This is a genomic window from Variovorax paradoxus (assembly GCF_000834655.1).
Lineage (GTDB): Bacteria > Pseudomonadota > Gammaproteobacteria > Burkholderiales > Burkholderiaceae_C > Variovorax > Variovorax paradoxus_F.
Genome location: NZ_JXQQ01000114.1, coordinates 1 through 19,161, shown reverse-complemented (window position 1 = coordinate 19,161; position 19,161 = coordinate 1). Strand labels below are relative to the sequence as shown.

General features: G+C 67.1%; 19 protein-coding genes, 1 tRNA gene and 1 pseudogene. 15 read left to right on the top strand and 6 right to left on the bottom strand.

Going from position 1 to position 19,161, the window contains the following annotated elements; genetic code table 11:
* Positions 1–38: 38 nt before the first annotated feature.
* From rph to RT97_RS28985, 8 genes are all read left to right on the top strand, one after another.
* The gene (rph, locus tag RT97_RS29020) at positions 39–770 is read left to right on the top strand and encodes a ribonuclease PH (RefSeq protein WP_042582329.1); all 732 of its coding nucleotides are present in this window, start codon (positions 39–41) and stop codon (positions 768–770) included.
* A 56-nt stretch (positions 771–826) separates the two neighbouring features.
* Entirely contained in the window at positions 827–1,426 is a 600-nt protein-coding gene (locus RT97_RS29015; protein ID WP_042582328.1) for a non-canonical purine NTP pyrophosphatase, read from the top strand.
* 7 nt (positions 1,427–1,433) lie between these two features.
* Positions 1,434–2,705: a radical SAM family heme chaperone HemW gene (gene hemW, locus RT97_RS29010; RefSeq protein WP_042582327.1), complete on the top strand. Its 1,272-nt coding sequence runs from the start codon at positions 1,434–1,436 to the stop codon at positions 2,703–2,705.
* A gap of 41 nt (positions 2,706–2,746) precedes the next feature.
* Positions 2,747–2,834 (top strand) — tRNA-Ser (locus RT97_RS29005).
* 848 nt (positions 2,835–3,682) lie between these two features.
* Entirely contained in the window at positions 3,683–4,456 is a 774-nt protein-coding gene (locus RT97_RS29000) for a hypothetical protein (protein ID WP_042582326.1), read from the top strand.
* Positions 4,457–4,461: 5 nt separating this feature from the next.
* A complete protein-coding gene (locus RT97_RS28995) occupies positions 4,462–4,980 on the top strand; it encodes a GTP-binding protein (protein ID WP_080898474.1) in 519 nt (172 codons plus the stop codon).
* 67 nt (positions 4,981–5,047) lie between these two features.
* Positions 5,048–5,431 carry a roadblock/LC7 domain-containing protein gene (locus tag RT97_RS28990; protein WP_042582325.1) on the top strand — a complete coding sequence of 128 codons (384 nt, stop codon included), beginning with the start codon at positions 5,048–5,050 and terminating at the stop codon, positions 5,429–5,431.
* A gap of 89 nt (positions 5,432–5,520) precedes the next feature.
* A complete protein-coding gene (locus tag RT97_RS28985) occupies positions 5,521–5,880 on the top strand; it encodes a hypothetical protein (RefSeq protein WP_042582324.1) in 360 nt (119 codons plus the stop codon).
* 69 nt (positions 5,881–5,949) lie between these two features.
* Here the strand turns inward: RT97_RS28985 and RT97_RS28980 are convergent, their stop codons facing one another.
* Positions 5,950–6,741, bottom strand: a complete 792-nt coding sequence (locus RT97_RS28980) for an SDR family NAD(P)-dependent oxidoreductase (RefSeq protein ID WP_042582323.1) — start codon at positions 6,739–6,741, stop codon at positions 5,950–5,952.
* 114 nt (positions 6,742–6,855) lie between these two features.
* Positions 6,856–7,803 (bottom strand): alpha/beta fold hydrolase, encoded by a 948-nt coding sequence (locus tag RT97_RS28975; RefSeq protein ID WP_042582322.1) that lies wholly within the window; start codon positions 7,801–7,803, stop codon positions 6,856–6,858.
* Positions 7,804–7,922: 119 nt separating this feature from the next.
* Between RT97_RS28975 and RT97_RS28970 the strand changes: the two genes are divergently transcribed.
* Positions 7,923–8,849: a LysR family transcriptional regulator gene (locus RT97_RS28970; protein ID WP_042582321.1), complete on the top strand. Its 927-nt coding sequence runs from the start codon at positions 7,923–7,925 to the stop codon at positions 8,847–8,849.
* Positions 8,850–8,940: 91 nt separating this feature from the next.
* Here RT97_RS28970 and RT97_RS28965 read toward each other — a convergent pair whose 3' ends face one another.
* Positions 8,941–9,954, bottom strand: coding sequence for an AraC family transcriptional regulator (locus RT97_RS28965; protein ID WP_042582320.1), 1,014 nt, complete (start codon positions 9,952–9,954; stop codon positions 8,941–8,943).
* Positions 9,955–10,148: 194 nt separating this feature from the next.
* Between RT97_RS28965 and RT97_RS28960 the strand changes: the two genes are divergently transcribed.
* From RT97_RS28960 to RT97_RS28945, 5 genes and pseudogenes are all read left to right on the top strand, one after another.
* Positions 10,149–10,940 carry an SDR family oxidoreductase gene (locus RT97_RS28960; RefSeq protein WP_042582319.1) on the top strand — a complete coding sequence of 264 codons (792 nt, stop codon included), beginning with the start codon at positions 10,149–10,151 and terminating at the stop codon, positions 10,938–10,940.
* A gap of 38 nt (positions 10,941–10,978) precedes the next feature.
* Positions 10,979–12,217, top strand: coding sequence for a styrene monooxygenase/indole monooxygenase family protein (locus RT97_RS28955; RefSeq protein WP_042582318.1), 1,239 nt, complete (start codon positions 10,979–10,981; stop codon positions 12,215–12,217).
* A 14-nt stretch (positions 12,218–12,231) separates the two neighbouring features.
* Positions 12,232–13,467: pseudogene (locus RT97_RS34165) on the top strand (styrene monooxygenase/indole monooxygenase family protein); the annotation flags it as partial.
* Positions 13,468–13,968 (top strand): flavin reductase family protein, encoded by a 501-nt coding sequence (locus tag RT97_RS33950; RefSeq protein ID WP_253278337.1) that lies wholly within the window; start codon positions 13,468–13,470, stop codon positions 13,966–13,968.
* 49 nt (positions 13,969–14,017) lie between these two features.
* Positions 14,018–15,238 carry a dienelactone hydrolase family protein gene (locus RT97_RS28945; RefSeq protein WP_042582316.1) on the top strand — a complete coding sequence of 407 codons (1,221 nt, stop codon included), beginning with the start codon at positions 14,018–14,020 and terminating at the stop codon, positions 15,236–15,238.
* Between the two features lie 33 nt (positions 15,239–15,271).
* On the opposite strand, the gene RT97_RS28940 is transcribed toward RT97_RS28945, so the two are convergent.
* Together RT97_RS28940 and RT97_RS28935 are read right to left on the bottom strand one after the other, a co-directional pair.
* Positions 15,272–15,991 carry a hypothetical protein gene (locus RT97_RS28940; protein WP_042582315.1) on the bottom strand — a complete coding sequence of 240 codons (720 nt, stop codon included), beginning with the start codon at positions 15,989–15,991 and terminating at the stop codon, positions 15,272–15,274.
* Between the two features lie 205 nt (positions 15,992–16,196).
* Positions 16,197–17,054, bottom strand: a complete 858-nt coding sequence (locus RT97_RS28935; protein ID WP_042582314.1) for a LysR family transcriptional regulator — start codon at positions 17,052–17,054, stop codon at positions 16,197–16,199.
* A gap of 161 nt (positions 17,055–17,215) precedes the next feature.
* On the opposite strand from RT97_RS28935, the gene RT97_RS28930 reads away from it, so the two are divergent.
* On the top strand, positions 17,216–18,529 hold the full coding sequence (locus RT97_RS28930; RefSeq protein WP_042582313.1) for an aspartate aminotransferase family protein: 1,314 nt from the start codon (positions 17,216–17,218) through the stop codon (positions 18,527–18,529).
* Positions 18,530–18,573: 44 nt separating this feature from the next.
* On the opposite strand, the gene RT97_RS28925 is transcribed toward RT97_RS28930, so the two are convergent.
* Positions 18,574–19,161: catalase (locus RT97_RS28925; RefSeq protein WP_042582312.1), on the bottom strand; the 588-nt coding region annotated here is incomplete at its 5' end.

Genomic DNA, 19,161 nt, shown 5'->3' with positions numbered 1-19,161 from the left:
TCGGCGCGCGCTCTTTTTTTCTTTTCGAGCTTCCAACAATGACTGCTTTCACCCGAAGCGGCGGCCGTGCCGCCGACCAGCTGCGCCCGGTTCGCATGACCCGCGGCTTCACCATCCACGCCGAGGGCTCGGTGCTCATCGAGTTCGGCCAGACGCGCGTGCTGTGCACCGCCTCGGTCGAGGAGCGCGTGCCCCCGCACAAGAAGGGCAGCGGCGAAGGCTGGGTCACGGCCGAATACGGCATGCTGCCGCGCGCCACCCACACCCGAAGCAGCCGCGAGGCGGCCAAGGGCAAGCAGACCGGCCGCACCCAGGAAATCCAGCGCCTCATCGGGCGCTCGATGCGCGCGGTGTTCGACCTGGCCGCGCTCGGCGAACGCACCATTCACCTCGACTGCGACGTGCTGCAGGCCGACGGCGGCACGCGCACTGCGGCCATCACCGGCGCCTTCGTTGCGGCACAGGATGCTGTCAACAAGCTGCTGGCTGCCGGCACCCTCAAGGCTTCGCCGATCAAGGGCCACGTGGCTGCCATCTCGGTGGGCATCGTCGGCGGCACGCCGCTTCTGGATCTCGAATACACCGAGGACTCGAGCTGCGACACCGACATGAACGTCGTCATGACCGGCGCCGGCCACTTCGTCGAAGTGCAGGGCACGGCCGAAGGCGTGGCGTTCACGCGCGAAGAAATGAACCTCCTGCTCGGCCTGGCCGAAAAGGGCATCGGCGAGCTCGTGACGCTGCAGCAGCAAGCATTGCTCTCGAACTGAAATTCCCCAGCGACTGACGTCCGCCCGCCGGCCGTCACAGCCACTTTGATCGATCCATGAAACTGGTCCTGGCCTCCAACAACCAAGGCAAGCTCGCCGAACTCCAGCAACTGTTCGCGGCGCTGTCCGTCACCCTGGTGCCGCAATCGTCGCTGGGCGTGGGCGAGGCTGAAGAACCCTTCCGTACCTTCGTCGAGAACGCGCTCACCAAGGCACGCCACGCCAGCACCGCCACGGGCCTTGCGGCCATCGCCGACGACGCGGGGCTGTGCGTCGATGCATTCGGCGGCCTGCCGGGCGTCGACACGGCGTACTACGCCACGCAATTCGGCTACGCCAAGGGCGATGCCAACAACGTGAAGGCGCTGCTCGAGCAACTCGACGGCGTGGTCAATCGCCGCGCCGCGCTCGTCAGCACGCTGGTCGCGCTGCGCAGCCACGACGACCCCGAGCCGCTCATCGCCGTCGGCCGCGTGGTCGGCGAGATCGCATCCGCGCCCATCGGCGACAACGGCTTCGGCTTCGATCCGGTGATGTACCTGCCCGCCTTCGGCAAGACCTTTGCGCAGCTCACGCCCGAGGTCAAGAACGCCAACAGCCACCGCGGCCGCGCGGCACAGGCGATGCTTGCGCTGATGCGCGAGCGCTGGCTGTAGGCCGCAGATGGCCACCGTCTTCCCGATCCAGCCGGCGCAGCCCACGGGTCAAGCCGGCGCTGTGCAGGCCAACGACGTGCTGCACTGGATGCGGCCCGGCCCGCTGCAACTTGCGGCACTGCCGCCGCTCTCGCTCTACATTCACCTGCCGTGGTGCCTGCGCAAGTGCCCGTACTGCGACTTCAACTCGCACGAATGGCGCGCCACGAGCGCGGCCGATGCCGAGGGCATTCCCGAGGCGGCATACATCGATTCGCTCGTGGCAGATCTCGATGCGGCGCTGCCATTGATCTGGGGCCGCACCGTCCACACCATCTTCATCGGCGGCGGCACGCCCAGCCTCTTCTCGCCGCAGGCCATCGACCGCCTGCTCGGTGACGTGCGCGCGCGCCTGAAGCTCGCGCCCGACTGCGAGATCACGCTCGAGGCCAACCCCGGCACCTTCGAGCGCAACCGCTTTCGCGCGTACCGCGCGGCGGGCGTCACGCGCCTGTCGGTGGGCGTGCAGAGCTTCAACGACGAACACCTCACCGCGCTCGGCCGCGTGCACGACCGCGCCCAGGCCATCGCCGCGGTGGAGGAGGCCGCGAGCGCTTTCGACACCTTCAACCTCGACCTGATGTATGCGCTCCCCGGCCAGACGCTCGAGCACCTGGAGGCCGACCTCTCGCAGGCGCTGGCGCTCGCGCCGCCGCACATTTCGGTCTATCACCTCACCATCGAGCCCAATACCTGGTTCGCGAAGTTTCCGCCGACGCTGCCCGAAGACGACATCGCCTACGCCATGCTCGACCGCATCACCGAGCGCACCAGCGAGCGCGGCATGTCGCGCTACGAGGTGTCGGCCTATGCGCGCGAGGGGCACCAGTGCGCTCACAACCTCAACTACTGGCAGTTCGGCGACTACCTGGGCATCGGTGCCGGCGCGCACAGCAAGCTGAGCTTCGCGCACCGCATCGTGCGGCAGGTGCGCTATCGCGAGCCGCGCCTGTACATGGAGAACGCGCGCGCTGGCGCGGCCGTGTCGCAGAGCGACGAGGTGTCGCTGGCCGACCTGCCGTTCGAGTTCATGCTCAATGCGCTGCGATTGAAGGCGGGGTTCACGCTGCCGCAGTTCAGCGAGCGCACGGGGCTCGCGATGACTTCGATCCAGCGCGGGCTCGAAGAGGCCGAGCGCAAGGGGCTCGTGGCGCGCGACCTGTTCCGCGTGTGGCCGACCGAGCGCGGGCTGGATTTCCTGAGCGACCTTCAGACGCTATTTCTGCCCGATGGCGATTGAGGGGATCGAGGCATCGGCCTCGGCATAAAATCGACAGTTCCGGAGAGTTGGGTGAGTGGTTTAAACCAGCAGTCTTGAAAACTGCCGACGTGAAAGCGTCCGTGAGTTCGAATCTCACACTCTCCGCCAGGATCCATCTCTGGCCGTTTTTGAAAGTCCCGCGCAGTCCATGCGACGGGACTTTTTCAATTGGCAGCTGAGTTTCTTCAAGTCCGGCGGAGCCTTCCGCCAATCGTCTACAGCCAAGCATCAATCGCGGCGTCAGTCACGGGGAAACACTGACCTCCGAGGCTGATATGTGACGCTTCAACTGCCGATCGCTGACCCCGGATATCGCAGCACCGTGCAGCTGCCCTGGCGGATAGGTCCAGCGCCGTCGCGACCTTGTCGGCGTATTGCAGGCTTGTGCGCAACCCGCTGGTAGCCATGCCCAACCTCCGCATCCGACCGGGCGACACCGAGCGAATGCCTGGACAGATTTACGGCTCGACGCCTTCGCGTTGCTGAAGGTGTTAGCGGACCGGACGGCCGATGTCGCCGCCCGATTCGACGACGCTGCATGCCCCTGAGCCCTCGACTTAGCCGACCCGACGGCGGTTGATACGGCCGAGCGTCGCGCAAAGCTCCTTCTGCTCCCATTGCGCAAACCACAACGCAGCCAGCAGCGCTGGCTGGCGCCCGAATCCGGGCGGAGATTCGAACGCCAGTCGCCCACCACGCAGTGGCCGAGTCGCCACACTTCTCTCACCGATTTCCGTAGCCATCAATTGGCTTTTGTAATCTAGTGTTTTTTTGTGCAACTGATGTTATATTTTTAAAGACAGTATCTATAACTTAAGTACTAATTTCGGCGTCGCCTCAAGGCTTCGCATGGATGTATCACCGACGGGAGCTCCTGAATTGCAGTCAACGCCGCAAAAAAGCCTCAAATTGGTGCATTCCAAGCCGGTTGTCGCATGGCGGCTTCCGCGACGCCAATGACCACGCCCGCCGCGATGCAGCGGACTCACCGCCCCCTGTTGAGCTTCAGTGTCGAAGGCTTGCCTGCCCGCGATGAGCTGCTGTTCAAGTCCCTCGTGCGGCTGCTGGACCACCGCACCCACCAGCACTGGGCCTGGCAGGTCGAGGACGCCGATCTGCTCGTGGTGGGTGAACGGCCGCCGATAGCGCCCCACGACGCGGCCGACCGGACGGTCCCAAGGCTCACGCTCGGAGAAACGCCGCCGCCGCAAGGCCTGTTCCTTCGGTTGCCGTTGCACGCAGACGCACTCGAGGGGATGCTCAACCGCCTCGGTGCAATGGTGATCCATGCCCGAGAACTCGGCCTGCCCGAAGCCCGGGACCGCAATGAACGAAGCGGGCGGGGCGAGGAATACCGCCTGCTGCGCTGGCCTTCGGTCGCGCTGCTCGACACCCCTGTGCGCATGAGGCTCGCCGCCGTGCTCGCGAGCCGCCCGGCCTCGCTGCAGGTGCTGCAGCAGCGCTCGAACGCCAGCGCGCACGAGTGCGCCGATTTCATCGCAGCGCTCGAGCGCGCGGGTTTCGCTGCAGGCAATGGCCGCACCAGCACCAGCGCCAGCACCGGCTTTGCGCCCAGCCGTTCGCCTGAATCGCTCTGGCCCGACTCGCAGGTTTCGTCCGGCGCGGATGCCCCCCGCGTTGCCGAGTCGGTGCGCGGCGTCGTGGAGCCGGGCCTGCTGGCGCGCATCCGCAGCCGCCTCGGGCTGTTTTCCTCCGGATCGAAGGCCTGAAGAACGTGGAACACAAGATCCTTTTCACCGGCACCATGGGCGCTGGCAAGACGACCGCCATTGCCGCGGTGAGCGAGATCGCGCCGGTTCGCACCGAGGTGCGCAACAGCGATGCCTCGGTCGCCAAGGCCACCACCACTGTCGGGCTGGACTACGGCGAGCTCACGCTCGACAACGGCGAGAAACTGCGCCTGTACGGCACGCCGGGGCAGGCCCGTTTCGACTTCATGTGGCGAATCCTTGCGCGCGGCGCACTCGGCCTGGTGATCCTGGTGGACAACAGCCGCCCCGATCCGCTGGCCGACCTGGAGGTCTATCTCGACGGCTTCGCCGAGCTCATCGAAAAGACCGCCTGCGTGGTCGCGGTGGGCCGCATGGAAACCCATCCCGAGCCGGACCTCGATGCCTACGCCCAGCGCATGCAGGACAAGGGCGTGATGTGCCCGGTGCTCCCCGCCAACGTGACAGACCCGGGCCAGGTGGTGCAACTGCTCGAACTGCTGCTGATCCAGCTCGAAGCCTGAGCACGACGACGCCGCTCCTTTCTTCGTCTTCTTCCTTCTCTCCTCGCAACGCCGGATCCCCAGCCACATGAACATCGCACCCCGCATCAAGGACGCCGCCGAGACGGCCGTGAACACGCTCATGCGCGAGATCAAGGGCGTGAAGGCCGTCGTGATCGCGACCGAGGACGGTCTCGAACTGGCCGCGCGCGCGGAAAACACGGCGCAGGTCGCGCGCATGTCGGCCATCGCGAGCTCGCTGGCCGCGCTCGGCGCGGTGGCCGGCGTGGAGAGCGGACTCGGGCAGTGCGAGAACGTCGCGATCGAGACCGATTCGGGCCACATCCTGATGCTGCAGGCCCGCCACGCCGAGATCGACCTGATCGTGAGCGTGGTGGCGGGCAAGGAGGCCGTGATCGGCCAGGTCCTGTACTTCTCCAAGCTGGCGACGCTTGCGCTGCAGCGCGCCTGAACCGCTTCCCTTCTTCAAAAAACGGCTGACGCTCATCACTCGCCCGGGCGCCGGCCGATCCTCAGGGCGATGGACTACGAAAGATTCCGATGGCAAATATCAAGCAATCCATGGACGAACTGATGACGATCGACGGCGCGCTGTGCGCCGCGCTGGTCGACTCCGGTAGCGGCATGGTCCTGGGGCAGATCGGTTCCGGCGTCGACCTGGAAGTGGCCGCCGCAGGCAACACCGAGGTGGTGCGCGCCAAGCTCAAGACGATGAAGGCGCTCGGCCTGAACGACGTGATCGAGGACATCCTCATCACGCTCGGCCGCCAGTACCACATCATCCGGCCGTTGAACAAGCACGAAGGCCTGTTCGTCTACCTGGTTCTCGACAAGTCGAAGTCGAACCTCGCGCTTGCGCGCCGCAAGACGCAGGACGTGGAGCAAGGGCTGGCAGTCTGATCGAGCGACAGCGACGGCGCACTGCCGGCGAGCGAGCCCGGTCTCGTCGTCGCGTTCAGCGCGCCTTCGTCAAAAGGCGCTCTTGACGACGCCGCCGTCAACCCGAAGGGCAGCGCCCGTGGTCGCCGACGCGAGGGGACTGGCCACGTAGGCCACGAGCGAGGCCACCTCTTGCGGCGAGGCAAAGCGCTTGATCAGCGACGTTGGGCGGACATGGTCGAAGAACTCTGCCTCGACTTGCTCGAAGCTCTTGTCGCTCGATCGCGCCATGCCCTCCACGAAGTCGCCGACGCCGCGCGATTTCGTCGGGCCCGGAAGCACGCTGTTCACGGTGATGTTCGTGCCGGCCAGGGATTCTGCAAGCCCACGCGACACCGCGACCTGCGCGGTCTTCGTCATGCCGTAGTGAATCATCTCGGTCGGTATCTGCACCGCACTTTCACTTGAAATGAAGATGATCCTTCCCCAGTTCACGCGCTTCATTTCCGGCAGCACCAGGCGTGCGAGGCGCACACCGCTCAGGACGTTGACGTCGAAAAAGCGCTGCCAGTCTTCATCGGGAATGTCTTCGAAGGCCTTGGCCTCGAAGATGCCCAGGTTGTTCACGAGGATGCCGATGCCGGGGTGGCGGCGCACGGCCTCTTCGGCCGCATCGGCGCGGCTGAGGTCTGCGGCGTAGCCGATCACCGTGCCGTTCGTCTCCGAGCGGATGCGCTCCGCCGCTTCGTCGACCGCCGCCTGCGACCTGCCGTTGACGATGACGCTTGCGCCTTCCTGGGCCAGCGTGCGCGCGATGGCATAACCGATTCCCGCTGTGCTGCCGCTTACCAGCGCGAGCTTGCCGTTGAGTTGAAGGTCCATGTGGGTTCTCCTTGGTCAGTTGGAAGTTCGTGTCCGTCGAGTTCTGCTGCCCGTGCCGTCGCGATCACGGCACATGGCTGGCATCCACTGTTCGATGGCGCGGTCCATTGGGCCTCAGCCGAGGAAGTTGATCAACGCCGGGATGACCTGGTCCGGCGCCTCTTCCATCAACCAGTGTCCGGAGCCCTTGACGATCACGCCCTGCACGTTGGTCGCGACCATCTTGCCCTGTTCGATCAGGAACGCTCCGCCGGCCTTCTCACCGGACAGGACCAGCATCGGCATGGGCAGCGGCGTCTTGCCCAGTTCGGCGAATTCGGCCGCGTCCTTCTCGAACGCCTTGAAGTATTCGAATCCCGCACGCATTCCGCCGGGCTGTGCGTAGGCCTTGGCGTAGAACTGGCGATCGGCTTCGGGCACCGAGTGCTTGGGGTCGGCCGCGAAGTCATTCCAGAAGTGCTCGAAATAGATGCGCTCGCGCCCCTTCACGAGCGCCAGCGGCGTCGTACCGTGGAAATGGAAATGCCACAGGTCGCGAAGGAGCCAGACGTTTTGCCACTGACCGATGCCGGGCAGGAAGGCGTCCATCAGCACGACCTTGTCTGTCTCCGTCGGGAACTGGGCGGCGTACGCATAGGCCACCATCAAGCCGATGTCGTGGCCGACGATGCTCACGCTGCGGATGCCCAGCGACCGGACGAGTTCGTGGATGTCGACGGCCATGTTCTTCTTGCCGTAGCCCGTCTCGGGCTTGGACGAATTGCCGGCGCCCCGGAGATCGGGAACGACCACGGTGTGCGTCTTCGCCAGCAGCGGCATCAGCGGGTTCCACATGTGTCCGGTCTCCGCATAGCCGTGCAGCAGCACGATGGCCGGCCCGTTGCCGCCGATACGGTAGTTGATGCGGGTGCCATTGACCTCCGCGCTGGCTGCGCGAAAGCCCGGCACCGCGTCGACGCCGTTTGCGGCGTGCGCCGTGGTGCCCATGGTGAGTGCGGCGCCGACCGCGACTGCGCCGGCAATCAGCGCACGGCGGGTGGGGGCGGGAGAGGTATCTGTCATGGCGAGGTCCTATGAGTTGGTTGAGGTGTGAAGCGAATTTATGATTCAGCTTCACTTCCACAAAGGGCCCAAAAGTGGTTTACTCATTCAGCTTTACTGAATGATTGGAGCCGCGGACCATGGACCGATTGCGTGCCTACGAGGTCTTCGTCACCGTGGTGGCGCGGGGCAGTTTCACCAAGGCGGCCGACGCGCTGGACACTTCCCCTGCCAACGTGACGCGCTACGTCAACGAGCTGGAAGCCCACCTGCGGACGCGGCTGATCAACCGCACGTCGCGGCGCCTGTCGCTCACCGAAGGGGGCGAAGCATTGTTCGACCGGGCGAAGTCGATCCTCGAAGAAGTGGCAGAAACCGAGGCGCTGGCAACCACCGCGTCGCTGCAGCCGCGTGGGCGCCTGCGCATCAACGCGCCGCTGAGTTTCGGCAGCCTCGTGCTGGCACCGCTGTGGCCGAAGTTCATGGCGAGGTATCCCGATGTCGAACTGGACATCGCGCTCATCGACCGCGTGGTCGACATCGTCGAGGAGGGCTACGACCTGGCCATCCGCATCTCGCGGACCACGTCGGGAAACCATATCGCGCGGCGCCTGGGCCAATCGCAGAACCTCGTCTGCGCCTCGCCCGACTACCTTGCGTTCCACGGCATGCCCGAGGTTCCCGCGGACCTGTCGCGGCACCTGTGCCTGGGCTACACATACGGCGCGACATCCGATGAGTGGCAGTTTGCGGGCCCGGGCGGAACGCTGGAGTCCGTGCGCGTGCGTTGGGCCCTGCGGGCCAACAATGGCGACACCGCCCGCGCGGCGGCACTTGCCGGCGTGGGCGTCATCTGGCAGCCGAGCTTCGTCATCGGCGAGGACGTGCGGGCCGGCCGATTGGTCGAGGTCATGCCCGGATATCGCATGCCGCCCATCGACATCCTGGCGATCTACGCGAGCCGTCGCCACCTCAGCGCCAAGGTGCGGGTGATGGTCGACTTTCTGGTCGACGCCTTTCAGGGTTCACTGCTGGCGAGGGTCGAACCGGCGGCGACTGGAAAGTGAATGTCCGCCGATTTGATGAATGGCGTTGGCGCACTTCGGATTTTTGAAGCGCCACCCATCGGCTGCGCCGGTCCCGAAGCCCTGGCCAACGTCAAAGGGCCCGCAGTCCCCGCGTCTCCGACGGCCGCTCCCCGAACCGCGCGCGGTACTGCGCCGCAAAGTGCCCGAGGTGGAGAAACCCGTACTTCTGCGCCACCTCGCGCACGCCGCCTTCGGGCGCTCCGGCCGACGCCTGCAGCTCGGCCCGGACCCGATCGAGCCGCATCTCCCGCAGAAACTCCATCGGCCCTTGCCCCGCATGCTGCCGGAACGCCACCTGCAAAGCCCGCGCGCTGCACCCGACTTCACGGCACACATCGGCCAGCGACAGCGGCTCATCCGCATGCGCCGCCATGTATTCCTGCGCCTTGCGCACCACACGCGGCAACAGCCGCCGCTTGGCATCGCCAGCGAGCGCGCGCGAGTAGTTGTGCCCCGCCGACATCAACAGGCTGGACATCAGGTAAGCCTCGGCATGCTCGGCCAACGGGCTGCCCGCCTGCAGTGCGTTGCCCGCATCGAGCGTCAGCCGCAGGTAGTCGATGAAATGCACCAACGGCGCCAGCGCCGGGTTGTCCAGCGGCACCCCCAGGTCGAACACCAGCGGCTGCCCGACGGGCGCCTGCAGCAACGATTCGAGCCGCGAGTGCAGCGCCGAGCGCGCCAGTTGCACGATCAGGTGCGGGCTGTCGTCCGCCCAGCGCATCGAGAGCGGCTCGGTCGGCGAGGGCAGCGAGGCGAGCCGGGGCGTCGCATCCACCCGCTGCGCGCCGCAGCGGATTTCCGCACCGCCGCGCAGCGGAATCTGGAGAAGAAAAAAGTCCTGCAGGTACCCGGGATCGATCTGCACGCCCGGGCCGTACTGCACGTAATTGAGGCTCACGTCCCGATTCAGCCGCGCGCTGTGGTGGCAGGCGTCCAGTTCGGTGCGCGGCCGCAGCATGACCAGGCCGTGCGGGCAGAACACGCGGGCGACGCTTTCGCGTGCCTCGTCCATGTCGTGGCTCTCGAACAGGCGGTAGCGCTGCAGCGGCAGAGGCAACGTGGGGGTCGTGACGGTTTGCATGGGGCGAGGGCACCGTAGCAAAAACCATCCCCACCCACAATTCGGACCTCCCCTCGGCAAAAACCTGCGCGCCAGGGACATCGCCTGCGTTTGCGGGACGCTCCACAGCCCCGCCCCCTCGTAACGTTCGGCTCCAGGCCAGCCCGGCCTGCCCGATCGATCGGTCGATCGACTTACCCAGGAGAGCAAGCGTCATGTTCAAGGGACTCGCAGGCAAGAGCGCCATCGTCACCGGCGGCGCCACATTGATAGGCGTGGGGCTGGTGCGCGCGCTGCACGCGGCCGGCGTGAAGGTCGTGGTCGCCGACATCGATGCGGACAACGGCCAGGCACTGGCCGATTCGCTGGGTGCGGGCGTGCGCTTCGTGCGCACCGACATCACCGACGACGCGCAGGTGAAGGCCTGCGTGGCCGAGGCCGCTGCGCAGCACGGCGGGGTGCACTTTCTGGTCAACCTCGCGTGCTCGTACGTGGACGACGGCTTCAAGTCGCCGCGCGCCGATTGGCTCACCTCGTTCAACGTGAACGTGGCGAGCGCGGTGGCCATGCTGCAGGCCGCGCATCCGCACATGGTGGCGGCCGGGGGCGGGGCGGTGGTCAATTTCACGAGCATCTCGGCCCGCGTGGCGCAGACGGGGCGCTGGCTCTATCCGGTGAGCAAGGCAGCAATGGCGCAGCTCACCCGCAACATGGCGATGGACCTGGCGCAGGACAACATCCGGGTGAACAGCGTGTCGCCGGGCTGGACCTGGTCGGCCGTGATGGAGCGCCTGAGCGGCGGCGACCGCGCCAAGACCGATCGCGTGGCCGCGTCCTTCCACCTGCTCGGGCGCGTCGGCGATCCGGACGAAGTGGCGCAGGTGGTGCTGTTCCTGTGCTCGGACCACGCGAGCTTCGTGACCGGCGCCGACTACGCGGTGGACGGCGGCTACGCCGCCATGGGCCCCGAGCAGGCGGTGCCCGCCATTCCCCAGTTGATGGATTGAACAGACCGCTCCCATCGGAGCAATCAAGGAGCAAAGCAATGAAGCGAATCGCCATCGTCGGAGCGGGCCAGTCGGGCCTGCAACTGGGGCTCGGCCTGCTCGCGGCAGGCTACGAGGTCACGATGTTCAGCAACCGCACGGGCGAGGACATCCGCCGCGGCAAGGTGATGTCGAGCCAGTGCATGTTCGACACCTCCCTGCAGATCGAGCGCGACCTGGGCCTGGACCACTGGGCGGGCGATTGCCCCACGGTGGACGGCATCGGCCTTGCCGTGCCGCACCCTGAGCAGAAGGGCGCCAAGGCCATCGACTGGGCCGCGCGCCTCCATGCGAGCGCGCAGTCGGTCGACCAGCGCGTGAAGATCCCGGCGTGGATGGACGAGTTCCAGAAGAAGGGCGGCGAGCTCGTCTTCAAGGACGCGGGCATCGACGAACTCGAGGCCTGCACGCAGAGCCACGACCTCACGCTGGTGGCGAGCGGCAAGGGCGAGATCTCGAAGCTCTTCGAGCGCGATGCGCACAAGTCGCCCTACGACAAGCCGCAGCGCGCACTGGCGCTCACCTACGTGAAGGGCATGGTGCCGCGCGAACCGTTCTCGGCGGTGTGCTTCAACCTGATTCCCGGCGTGGGCGAGTACTTCGTGTTCCCCGCGCTCACCACGACGGGGCCGTGCGAGATCATGGTGTTCGGAGGCGTGCCTGGCGGCCCGATGGACTGCTGGGCCGACGTGAAAACGTCCGAGGAACACCTCGCGCGCAGCAAGTCGATCCTCGAGACCTTCACGCCGTGGGAGGCCGAGCGGTGCAAGGACATCGAACTGACCGACGACAACGGCATCCTCGCGGGCCGCTTCGCGCCGACCGTGCGCAAGCCCGTGGCCACGCTGCCTTCGGGGCGCAAGGTGCTGGGCCTAGCCGACGTGGTGGTGCTCAACGATCCGATCACGGGCCAGGGCTCCAACAACGCGGCCAAGTGCGCCGACACGTATTTGAAGAGCATCCTCGCGCGCGGCGACGGCGCGGCCGATGCGGCGTGGATGCAGCAGACCTTCGACCGCTACTGGTTCGGCTATGCGCAATGGGTCACGCAGTGGACCAACATGCTGCTCGCACCGCCGCCGCCCCATGTGCTCAACCTGCTCGGCAGTGCCGGCGGGGTGCCGCCGCTCGCGAGCGCCTTCGCCAACGGCTTCGACGACCCGCGCACCTTCTTCCCGTGGTTCGCGGACGCGGCGGAGTCGGAGCGCTACATCGCCACCTGCGCGGCCGTCGCATAACCCGGAGCGGGCGCATGAAGCAGCGACGCGTGGCCATCGTTGGCGCCGGCCAGTCCGGCATGCAGCTTGCGCTCGGCCTGCAGCGCGCGGGGCACGAGGTGACGGTTTTCTCGAACCGCTCGGCGCGCGAGATTCTCGAAGGGCCGGTGATGTCCAGCCAGTGCATGTTCGAGTCCGCGCTGCAGACCGAGCGCGAGCTCGAGCTGGACTGGTGGGCGAACGAGTGCCCCGCCATCGAAGGCATCGGCATCGCGGTGCGCAACCCCGAGGGTGGGAAGGCCATCGAATGGCGCGCGCGGCTCGACGGGCCCGCGCAGTCGGTCGACCAGCGGCTCAAGATCCCCGCGTGGATGGACGCGTTCGAGAAGCGCGGCGGGCAACTGGTGCTGAAGGACGTGGGCCTCGACGACCTGGAGACCTGCGCGCGAACGCACGACCTTGTGGTCGTCGCGAGCGGCAAGGGCGAGATCTCGAAGCTTTTCGAGCGCGACGAGGCGCGCTCCGCGTGCGAGCAGCCGCAGCGCGTGCTGGCCCTCACCTATGTGAAGGGCATGAAGCCGGCCGAGCCGCATGCGCGCGTGTGCTTCAACCTGATTCCCGGCGTGGGCGAGTACTTCGTGTTCCCGGCGCTGACCACCTCGGGGCCGTGCGAGATCATGGTGTTCGAAGGCGTGCCCGGCGGCCCGATGGACTGCTGGGCCGATGTGAAGACGTCGCAGGAACACCTTGCGCGCAGCAAGCAGATCCTCGCGACCTTCCTGCCGTGGGAGGCCGAGCGCTGCACGCATATCGAACTGACCGACGACAACGGCGTCCTCGCGGGCCGCTTCACGCCGACGGTGCGCAGGCCCGTCGCGACATTGCCATCGGGCCGCCAGGTGCTGGGCCTGGCCGATGCGGTGGTGCTCAACGACCCGATCACGGGGCAGGGCGCCAACAACGCGGCCAAGTGCGCCGACATCTACCGGAAGCGCATCCTCGAACACGGCGACGCGCCGTTCGACGCCGCATGGATGCAGGAGACCTTCGACCGCTACTGGGAGGGCTACGCACGCTGGGCCACCGACTGGACCCACAGCCTGCTCGCGCCGCCGAAGCCGCACCTTCTGAAGCTGCTGCAGAGCGCGACCCAGATGCCCGCGGTGGCGAGCACCATCGTCAACGGCTTCGACGATCCGCGCGTCTTCGCGCCCTGGTGGTTCGATGCTGCCGAGGCCGATCGCTTTCTCGAAGCGCGGGCGCGCGAGGCCGTGGTCGACCGCTTCGACCGGCGCGACTTCCGCAAGGCGCTCGGCCAGTTCAGCACCGGCGTGACCGTCATCACCACCCGCGCCATCGATGGCCGCCGCGTGGGCATGACCGCCAATTCGTTCTCGTCGGTCTCGCTCGATCCGCCGCTGGTGCTGTGGAGCCTGGCCCGGCAGGCGCCGAGCGTGGCCGACTTCACCGGCGCCAGCCACTTCGCGATCAATGTGCTGGCTGCGAACCAGCATCACCTGTCGCGGCAGTTCTCCACGCCGCAGGCGGACAAGTTCGCCAGCGTGAACTGCTGCGAGGGCACCGCGGGCGTGCCGCTGCTGGACGGCGCCATCGCGCGGTTCGTCTGCCGCAACGTGAAACAGTACGACGGCGGCGACCACCTCATTTTCATCGGCGAGGTCGAGCGCTACGATCGCTTCGACGGCGAGCCGCTGGTCTTTCATTCGGGCTACTACCAGGTGACGACGCGACACCCCGAATGCATGCAGTGAGCGCGCGGCCCCGCATCACCCTCTCACCTCATCCCACGGAGCAGTTCACATGCAGCAAAAAATCCGCATCCAGTCTACGGACGGCAGCGGCAGTTTCAACGGCTACCTCGCACTGCCCAAGGCCGGCAGCGGCCCGGGCCTCGTGATCGCGCAGGAAATCTTCGGCATCAACCACACCATGCGCGAGGTGGCCGACTACTACGCCGAAGAAGGCTACGTCGTGCTGGTGCCCGACCTCTTCTGGCGCCAGGAGCCCGATGTGGAACTGGGCTACAGCGAGGCTGACTGGCAGCGCGCCTTCGCGCTCTACGGCGGTTTCGACGAGGCCAAGGGCATGCAGGACATGCAGGCCGCGATCACCGCGCTGCGCGAGCGGCCCGAGGTGCAGCAGAAGAAGGTCGGCGTGCTGGGCTTCTGCCTCGGCGGCAAGCTTGCATACCTCGCCGCCTGCCGCACCGATGCGGACGTGGCCGTCGGCTATTACGGCGTGGGCATCGACGCTGCGCTGGACGAGGCCGACAACATCAAGCGCTCGCTCACGCTGCACATCGCCGAGCTCGACAAATTCTGCCCGCCCGAGGCGCGCGACCGCATCGTGCAGACGCTGCAAGGCCGGCCCGGCGTTTCGCTCTACGTGTACCCCGGCATGGACCACGCCTTCGCACGCAACGGCGGCGAGCACTTCCACAAGCCCTCGGCGCTGATGGCGCACGAGCGCAGCATCGCCGCGCTGAAGGGCGCGATCGGTCCGGACTACGACCTCTCGGCGCTCTGGGACAAGCATTGCGAGTACGAATTCGGCACGCGCAACGTCGACGACACCATGGACACCATGGTCTCCGAGCCCTATGTGAACCACATCCCGACCATGACCGGTGGCGTGGGCTACAAGGCGCTGCACGCCTTCTATACGAACCACTTCGTCAACAGCAATCCGCCGGACACTTCGCTGGTGCCGATCTCGCGCACCGTGGGTGCCTCGCAGGTGGTCGACGAAATGCTGTTCTGCTTCACGCACACCACCGAAATCCCGTGGATGCTCCCGGGCGTGGCGCCGACCGGCAAGCGCGTGGAGATTCCGCTGCTCGCGGTCATCAAGTTCCGCGGCGACAAGCTCTACCACGAGCACATCTACTGGGACCAGGCGAGCGTGCTGGTGCAGGTCGGCCTGCTCGACCCCAAGCTGCTGCCGGTGGCGGGCGTGGAGACGGCGCGCAAGCTGCTGGACGAGACGCTGCCGTCGAACACCCTGATGCACAAGGGAAGCTGAGGCCGGGGCGAACGGGAGCGCCCAGCCCCGGGGTTATTCTTTCGCGATGGTGTAAGACGCCATGAGCACCCAGCGCCGGGCCTTCGATTCGTGGCCCGGCCGCCCCATCAGCGGTGTGACGTAGTGCCAGAAGGGCAGGCGGTACACCGCGATCGACCCGGTGCGGGTGACGTTGTACAGCGCATTGAGGTGGCCGTCCGCGCCCTGGCAGACCAGCGACTGCGAATCGACGTGCTCGTTCACGAAGGACAGGTGCACATCGACGTAACCGTGGCGAAGGTGGGCTTGTTCTGGATGGTGGTCGTTGTGCGGCCCCACGTAGTCGCCATGCCCGTACAGGATGGCCTGCACGCCGTTCGCGCGCTCCAGCCGTTCGCCGGACACCGTCTCCGCAAGGCGCGCCAGCGACTCCGAGCGCATGAGGCGTAGCAGTCCGATCTTCGTGGCGACCTTGTAGGCCGGATGGCGCGTCGACTCGAAGCTCACGCTCTTTTGCCGCATCACCTTGGTCAGCGATTCGGTGTAGTTGCGGCGCATGCCCCAGATGCTGTTCGGGTCCAGCGGGCGGTCGGCATTTTTCGCGAGCGGCCCGAGCGCGTTGTCGAGCAACGCGAAGCACGCGCGCGAACGCCGGGCGCCGAGCACGCCGCTCGCCATCGAGAAGTGACCGGGGCCGTCGGCGCCCGACCATCGGGCGCGGGACGCGGCCGATGGAGAGAGCAGGTCGGAGAACTCGGATGGAAAGATTTCCATGGGAACCTTCAGGAGGTGAATTTCACTTCGGGCCGGATTTCCGCGGGAGCCAACGGGGCCAGACTATTTTCGAAATCGAGCGGTTGCAAGAGGAAACGCGCCCGGCGCGGCGTTCACCGCTGGTCGGCGCAAACAAAAGGCCCTGGCTTCGGCACCTCGCCGACATTTCGCCAACATTTCGCCGACATTTCGCCGGCCATCCGGCTCAAGCCGCGGGAAGGAATTTCCGGACGTGGGCCGCGAATGCCGCGGTCAATGCCGTGGGCGCCTCTCGGTCGAATGCCAGCGTGACCCCGACGCTCGGCAGATCTGGAAACCCCTGCACTGCCGTGAGGATCTGCAGGTCGTCGGGAACGGCCGTGCGGGTCAGCACGATGACGGCCTGCCCCGAGCGCGCCATGCCGACCAGGCCCGAGAGGCTGCTGCTCGCATAGGCGAGCCGGTAGGCGCGGCCAGCGGCTTCGAGCGCCTGCCTCGGCAGCCGGTGGTCCAGCGCGTCGAGCGCGCCGAGCGCCAGCGGCAGCGGGTCCATCGATGCGGCGGCGCCGTCGCGGTGCGCCACCCACACGAGCGGCTCGTGGCGGATCACGTCGGCGCCGGCCACATCGCTCGCCACCGACACCAGCGCGAGATCGACCGCATGCCGCGCCAGGAGCTCGTGCAGCCGCGGCGTCGGCGCGCACATCACTTCCAGCTGCACGCGCGGATGCAGGCTCGCGAAGCTCTGCAGCAGGTACGGCAGGAAGACGACCGCATAGTCGTCGGGGCAGCTGAAGCGCAGCACGCCGGACAGTTGTTCGCCGCGCAGCTCGGCCAGCGCTTCGTCGTGCCTGCGCAGCAGCTCGCCCGCCCGCACGAGGAGCCGCTCGCCGGTCGCGGTGAGCGTGACGCCGCGGCCGGTGCGGTGCAGCAGCGGCTGCTCGACGATGCCTTCGAGCCGCTGCATCTGCATGCTGAGCGCCGACTGCGTGCGCCCCACGCGCAGGGCGGCCTGGCCCAGCACGCCGGTTTCGGCGATGGCCACGAAGCTGCGCAAGAGGTCGATGTCCAGCGACTGGCTCACGGCATGAATTCTCCTGATAGCTGGTGTCAAAACAATTCGCTTCCCGGCGGGGGCGCCCCTGCGTAATGTGCGTCATTTTGATCGGCAGGAATCCACATGAGCGCTGCGCCGGACCGCCCCAGGCAAGCTCGCACCGCAGTGCGAAGCACGAAGGTACTTCAATGAACAGCAACGACGACCCCAAGTTCTGGCAGCAGGCCCGGCAGCATCTGGTGCGCTACGGCGGCACCTTCGAGCCCTTGATCATCGAGCGCGCACAGGGCTGCTTCGTCTACGACGCCAATGGCCGCGGCATCCTCGATTTCACCTCGGGCCAGATGAGCGCCCTGCTGGGGCATTCGCACCCCGACATCGTCGCTGTGGTCACGGAGCAGATCCGCTCGCTCGACCACCTCTTCAGCGGCATGCTGTCGCGCCCGGTGGTCGCTCTCGCCGCGGAAATCGCGCGGCACGCGCCGCCCGGGCTGGAGCGCTGCCTGCTGCTGAGCACCGGCGCGGAGTCCAACGAAGCGGCGCTGCGCATGGCCAAGCTCGTGACCGGCCGGCACGAGGTGGTGGCCTTCACGCAGTCGTGGCACGGCATGACGGGCAGCGCGGCCGCGGCCACCTACAGCGCCGGCCGCAAGGGCTACGGGCCGGCCGCGGCGGGCTCGCTGGCCATTCCGGCGCCCAATGCGTACCGGCCGCGCTTCACGACGCCGGACGGCGCGCTCGACTGGCGCCGCGAACTGGACGACGGCTTCGAGCAGGTCGACCGGCAATCCACCGGCGCGCTCGCCGCCTTCATTGCCGAGCCCATCCTCAGCAGCGGCGGCATCCTCGAGCTGCCGCCGGGCTACATGGCGGCGCTCAAGCAAAAGTGCCAGGAGCGCGGCATGCTGCTGATCCTCGACGAGGCGCAGACCGGCGTCGGCCGCACCGGGCTGATGTTCGCCTGCGAGCGCGACGGCGTTGCGCCCGACATCCTCACGCTCTCCAAGACCCTGGGCGCGGGCCTGCCGCTGGCAGCAATGGTGACGACCGCCGCCATCGAGGAAGAAGCCCATGCGCGTGGCTTCCTGTTTTACACGACGCACGTCTCCGACCCGCTGCCGGCGGCAGTCGGTTTGAAGGTGCTGGAGGTCGTGGAGCGCGACGGGCTGGTCGAGCGCGCGCGTGTTGCCGGCGCGCGCCTTGAAAAGGGACTGCGGGAACTCCAGTCGCGCCACGAATGCATCGGCGACGTGCGCGGCCGCGGCTTGCTGCTCGGGCTGGAAGTCGTCGCCAGCCGCGAGACGCGCGAGCCCGCCTTCGAGCTCGGCGAGGCCGTCACGCGCGAGTGCATGAAGCTCGGCCTCAGCATGAACATCGTGAAGCTGCCCTCGATGGGCGGCGTCTTCCGCATCGCGCCGCCGCTGACGATCAGCGACAGCGAGATCGACCTCGGCCTGGAGCTGCTCGACAAGGCGATCGCCACGGCCGTTCGCGGCACGTAGCGAAGGCAGAGGCCCCGGCGTCCGTGCCGGGGCCCGTGCTCAGGTCAAAGACCCAGCGCCTTCGCCACCCCCGCGCCGTAGGCCGGATCGGCCTTGCTGCAGTTGTCGATGTGCCTGCGCTTGATGAACTCCGGCGCATCGCCCATCGCGCGCGCCGTGTTCTCGAACAGCACCTGCTGCTGCTCGGGCTTCATCAGGCGGAACAGGTCGCCCGGCTGCTTGTAGTAGTCGGCATCGTCCTCGCGGAAGTTCCAGAAGTCCGCGTCACCGCGCAGCTTCAGGGGCGGCTCGCGGTAGTCGGGCTGCTCCTGCCACTGGCCGAAGCTGTTGGGCTCGTAGTGCAGCGTGCCGCCGTAGTTGCCGTCCACGCGCATCGTGCCGTCGCGGTGGTTGCTGTGCACCGGGCAGCGCGCCGCGTTCACTGGGATCTGGTGGTGGTTCACGCCCAGGCGGTAGCGCTGCGCGTCCGAGTACGCAAAGAGGCGCGCCTGCAGCATCTTGTCGGGCGAGACGCCGATGCCCGGCACCAGGTTGTTCGGTGCGAAGGCGCTCTGCTCCACGTCGGCGAAGAAGTTCTCCGGGTTTCGGTTCAGCTCCATCACGCCCACCTCGATCAGCGGGTAGTCCTTCTT

Bases quoted from the DNA above. Each gene is read 5' to 3' on its own strand.
- rph (WP_042582329.1), top strand. From the start codon at position 39: ATGACTGCTTTCACCCGAAGCGGCGGCCGTGCCGCCGACCAGCTGCGC.
- RT97_RS29015 (WP_042582328.1), top strand. From the start codon at position 827: ATGAAACTGGTCCTGGCCTCCAACAACCAAGGCAAGCTCGCCGAACTC.
- hemW (WP_042582327.1), top strand. From the start codon at position 1,434: ATGGCCACCGTCTTCCCGATCCAGCCGGCGCAGCCCACGGGTCAAGCC.
- RT97_RS29000 (WP_042582326.1), top strand. From the start codon at position 3,683: ATGACCACGCCCGCCGCGATGCAGCGGACTCACCGCCCCCTGTTGAGC.
- RT97_RS28990 (WP_042582325.1), top strand. From the start codon at position 5,048: ATGAACATCGCACCCCGCATCAAGGACGCCGCCGAGACGGCCGTGAAC.
- RT97_RS28985 (WP_042582324.1), top strand. From the start codon at position 5,521: ATGGCAAATATCAAGCAATCCATGGACGAACTGATGACGATCGACGGC.
- RT97_RS28980 (WP_042582323.1), bottom strand. From the start codon at position 6,741: ATGGACCTTCAACTCAACGGCAAGCTCGCGCTGGTAAGCGGCAGCACA.
- RT97_RS28975 (WP_042582322.1), bottom strand. From the start codon at position 7,803: ATGACAGATACCTCTCCCGCCCCCACCCGCCGTGCGCTGATTGCCGGC.
- RT97_RS28970 (WP_042582321.1), top strand. From the start codon at position 7,923: ATGGACCGATTGCGTGCCTACGAGGTCTTCGTCACCGTGGTGGCGCGG.
- RT97_RS28965 (WP_042582320.1), bottom strand. From the start codon at position 9,954: ATGCAAACCGTCACGACCCCCACGTTGCCTCTGCCGCTGCAGCGCTAC.
- RT97_RS28960 (WP_042582319.1), top strand. From the start codon at position 10,149: ATGTTCAAGGGACTCGCAGGCAAGAGCGCCATCGTCACCGGCGGCGCC.
- RT97_RS28955 (WP_042582318.1), top strand. From the start codon at position 10,979: ATGAAGCGAATCGCCATCGTCGGAGCGGGCCAGTCGGGCCTGCAACTG.
- RT97_RS28945 (WP_042582316.1), top strand. From the start codon at position 14,018: ATGCAGCAAAAAATCCGCATCCAGTCTACGGACGGCAGCGGCAGTTTC.
- RT97_RS28940 (WP_042582315.1), bottom strand. From the start codon at position 15,991: ATGGAAATCTTTCCATCCGAGTTCTCCGACCTGCTCTCTCCATCGGCC.
- RT97_RS28930 (WP_042582313.1), top strand. From the start codon at position 17,216: ATGAACAGCAACGACGACCCCAAGTTCTGGCAGCAGGCCCGGCAGCAT.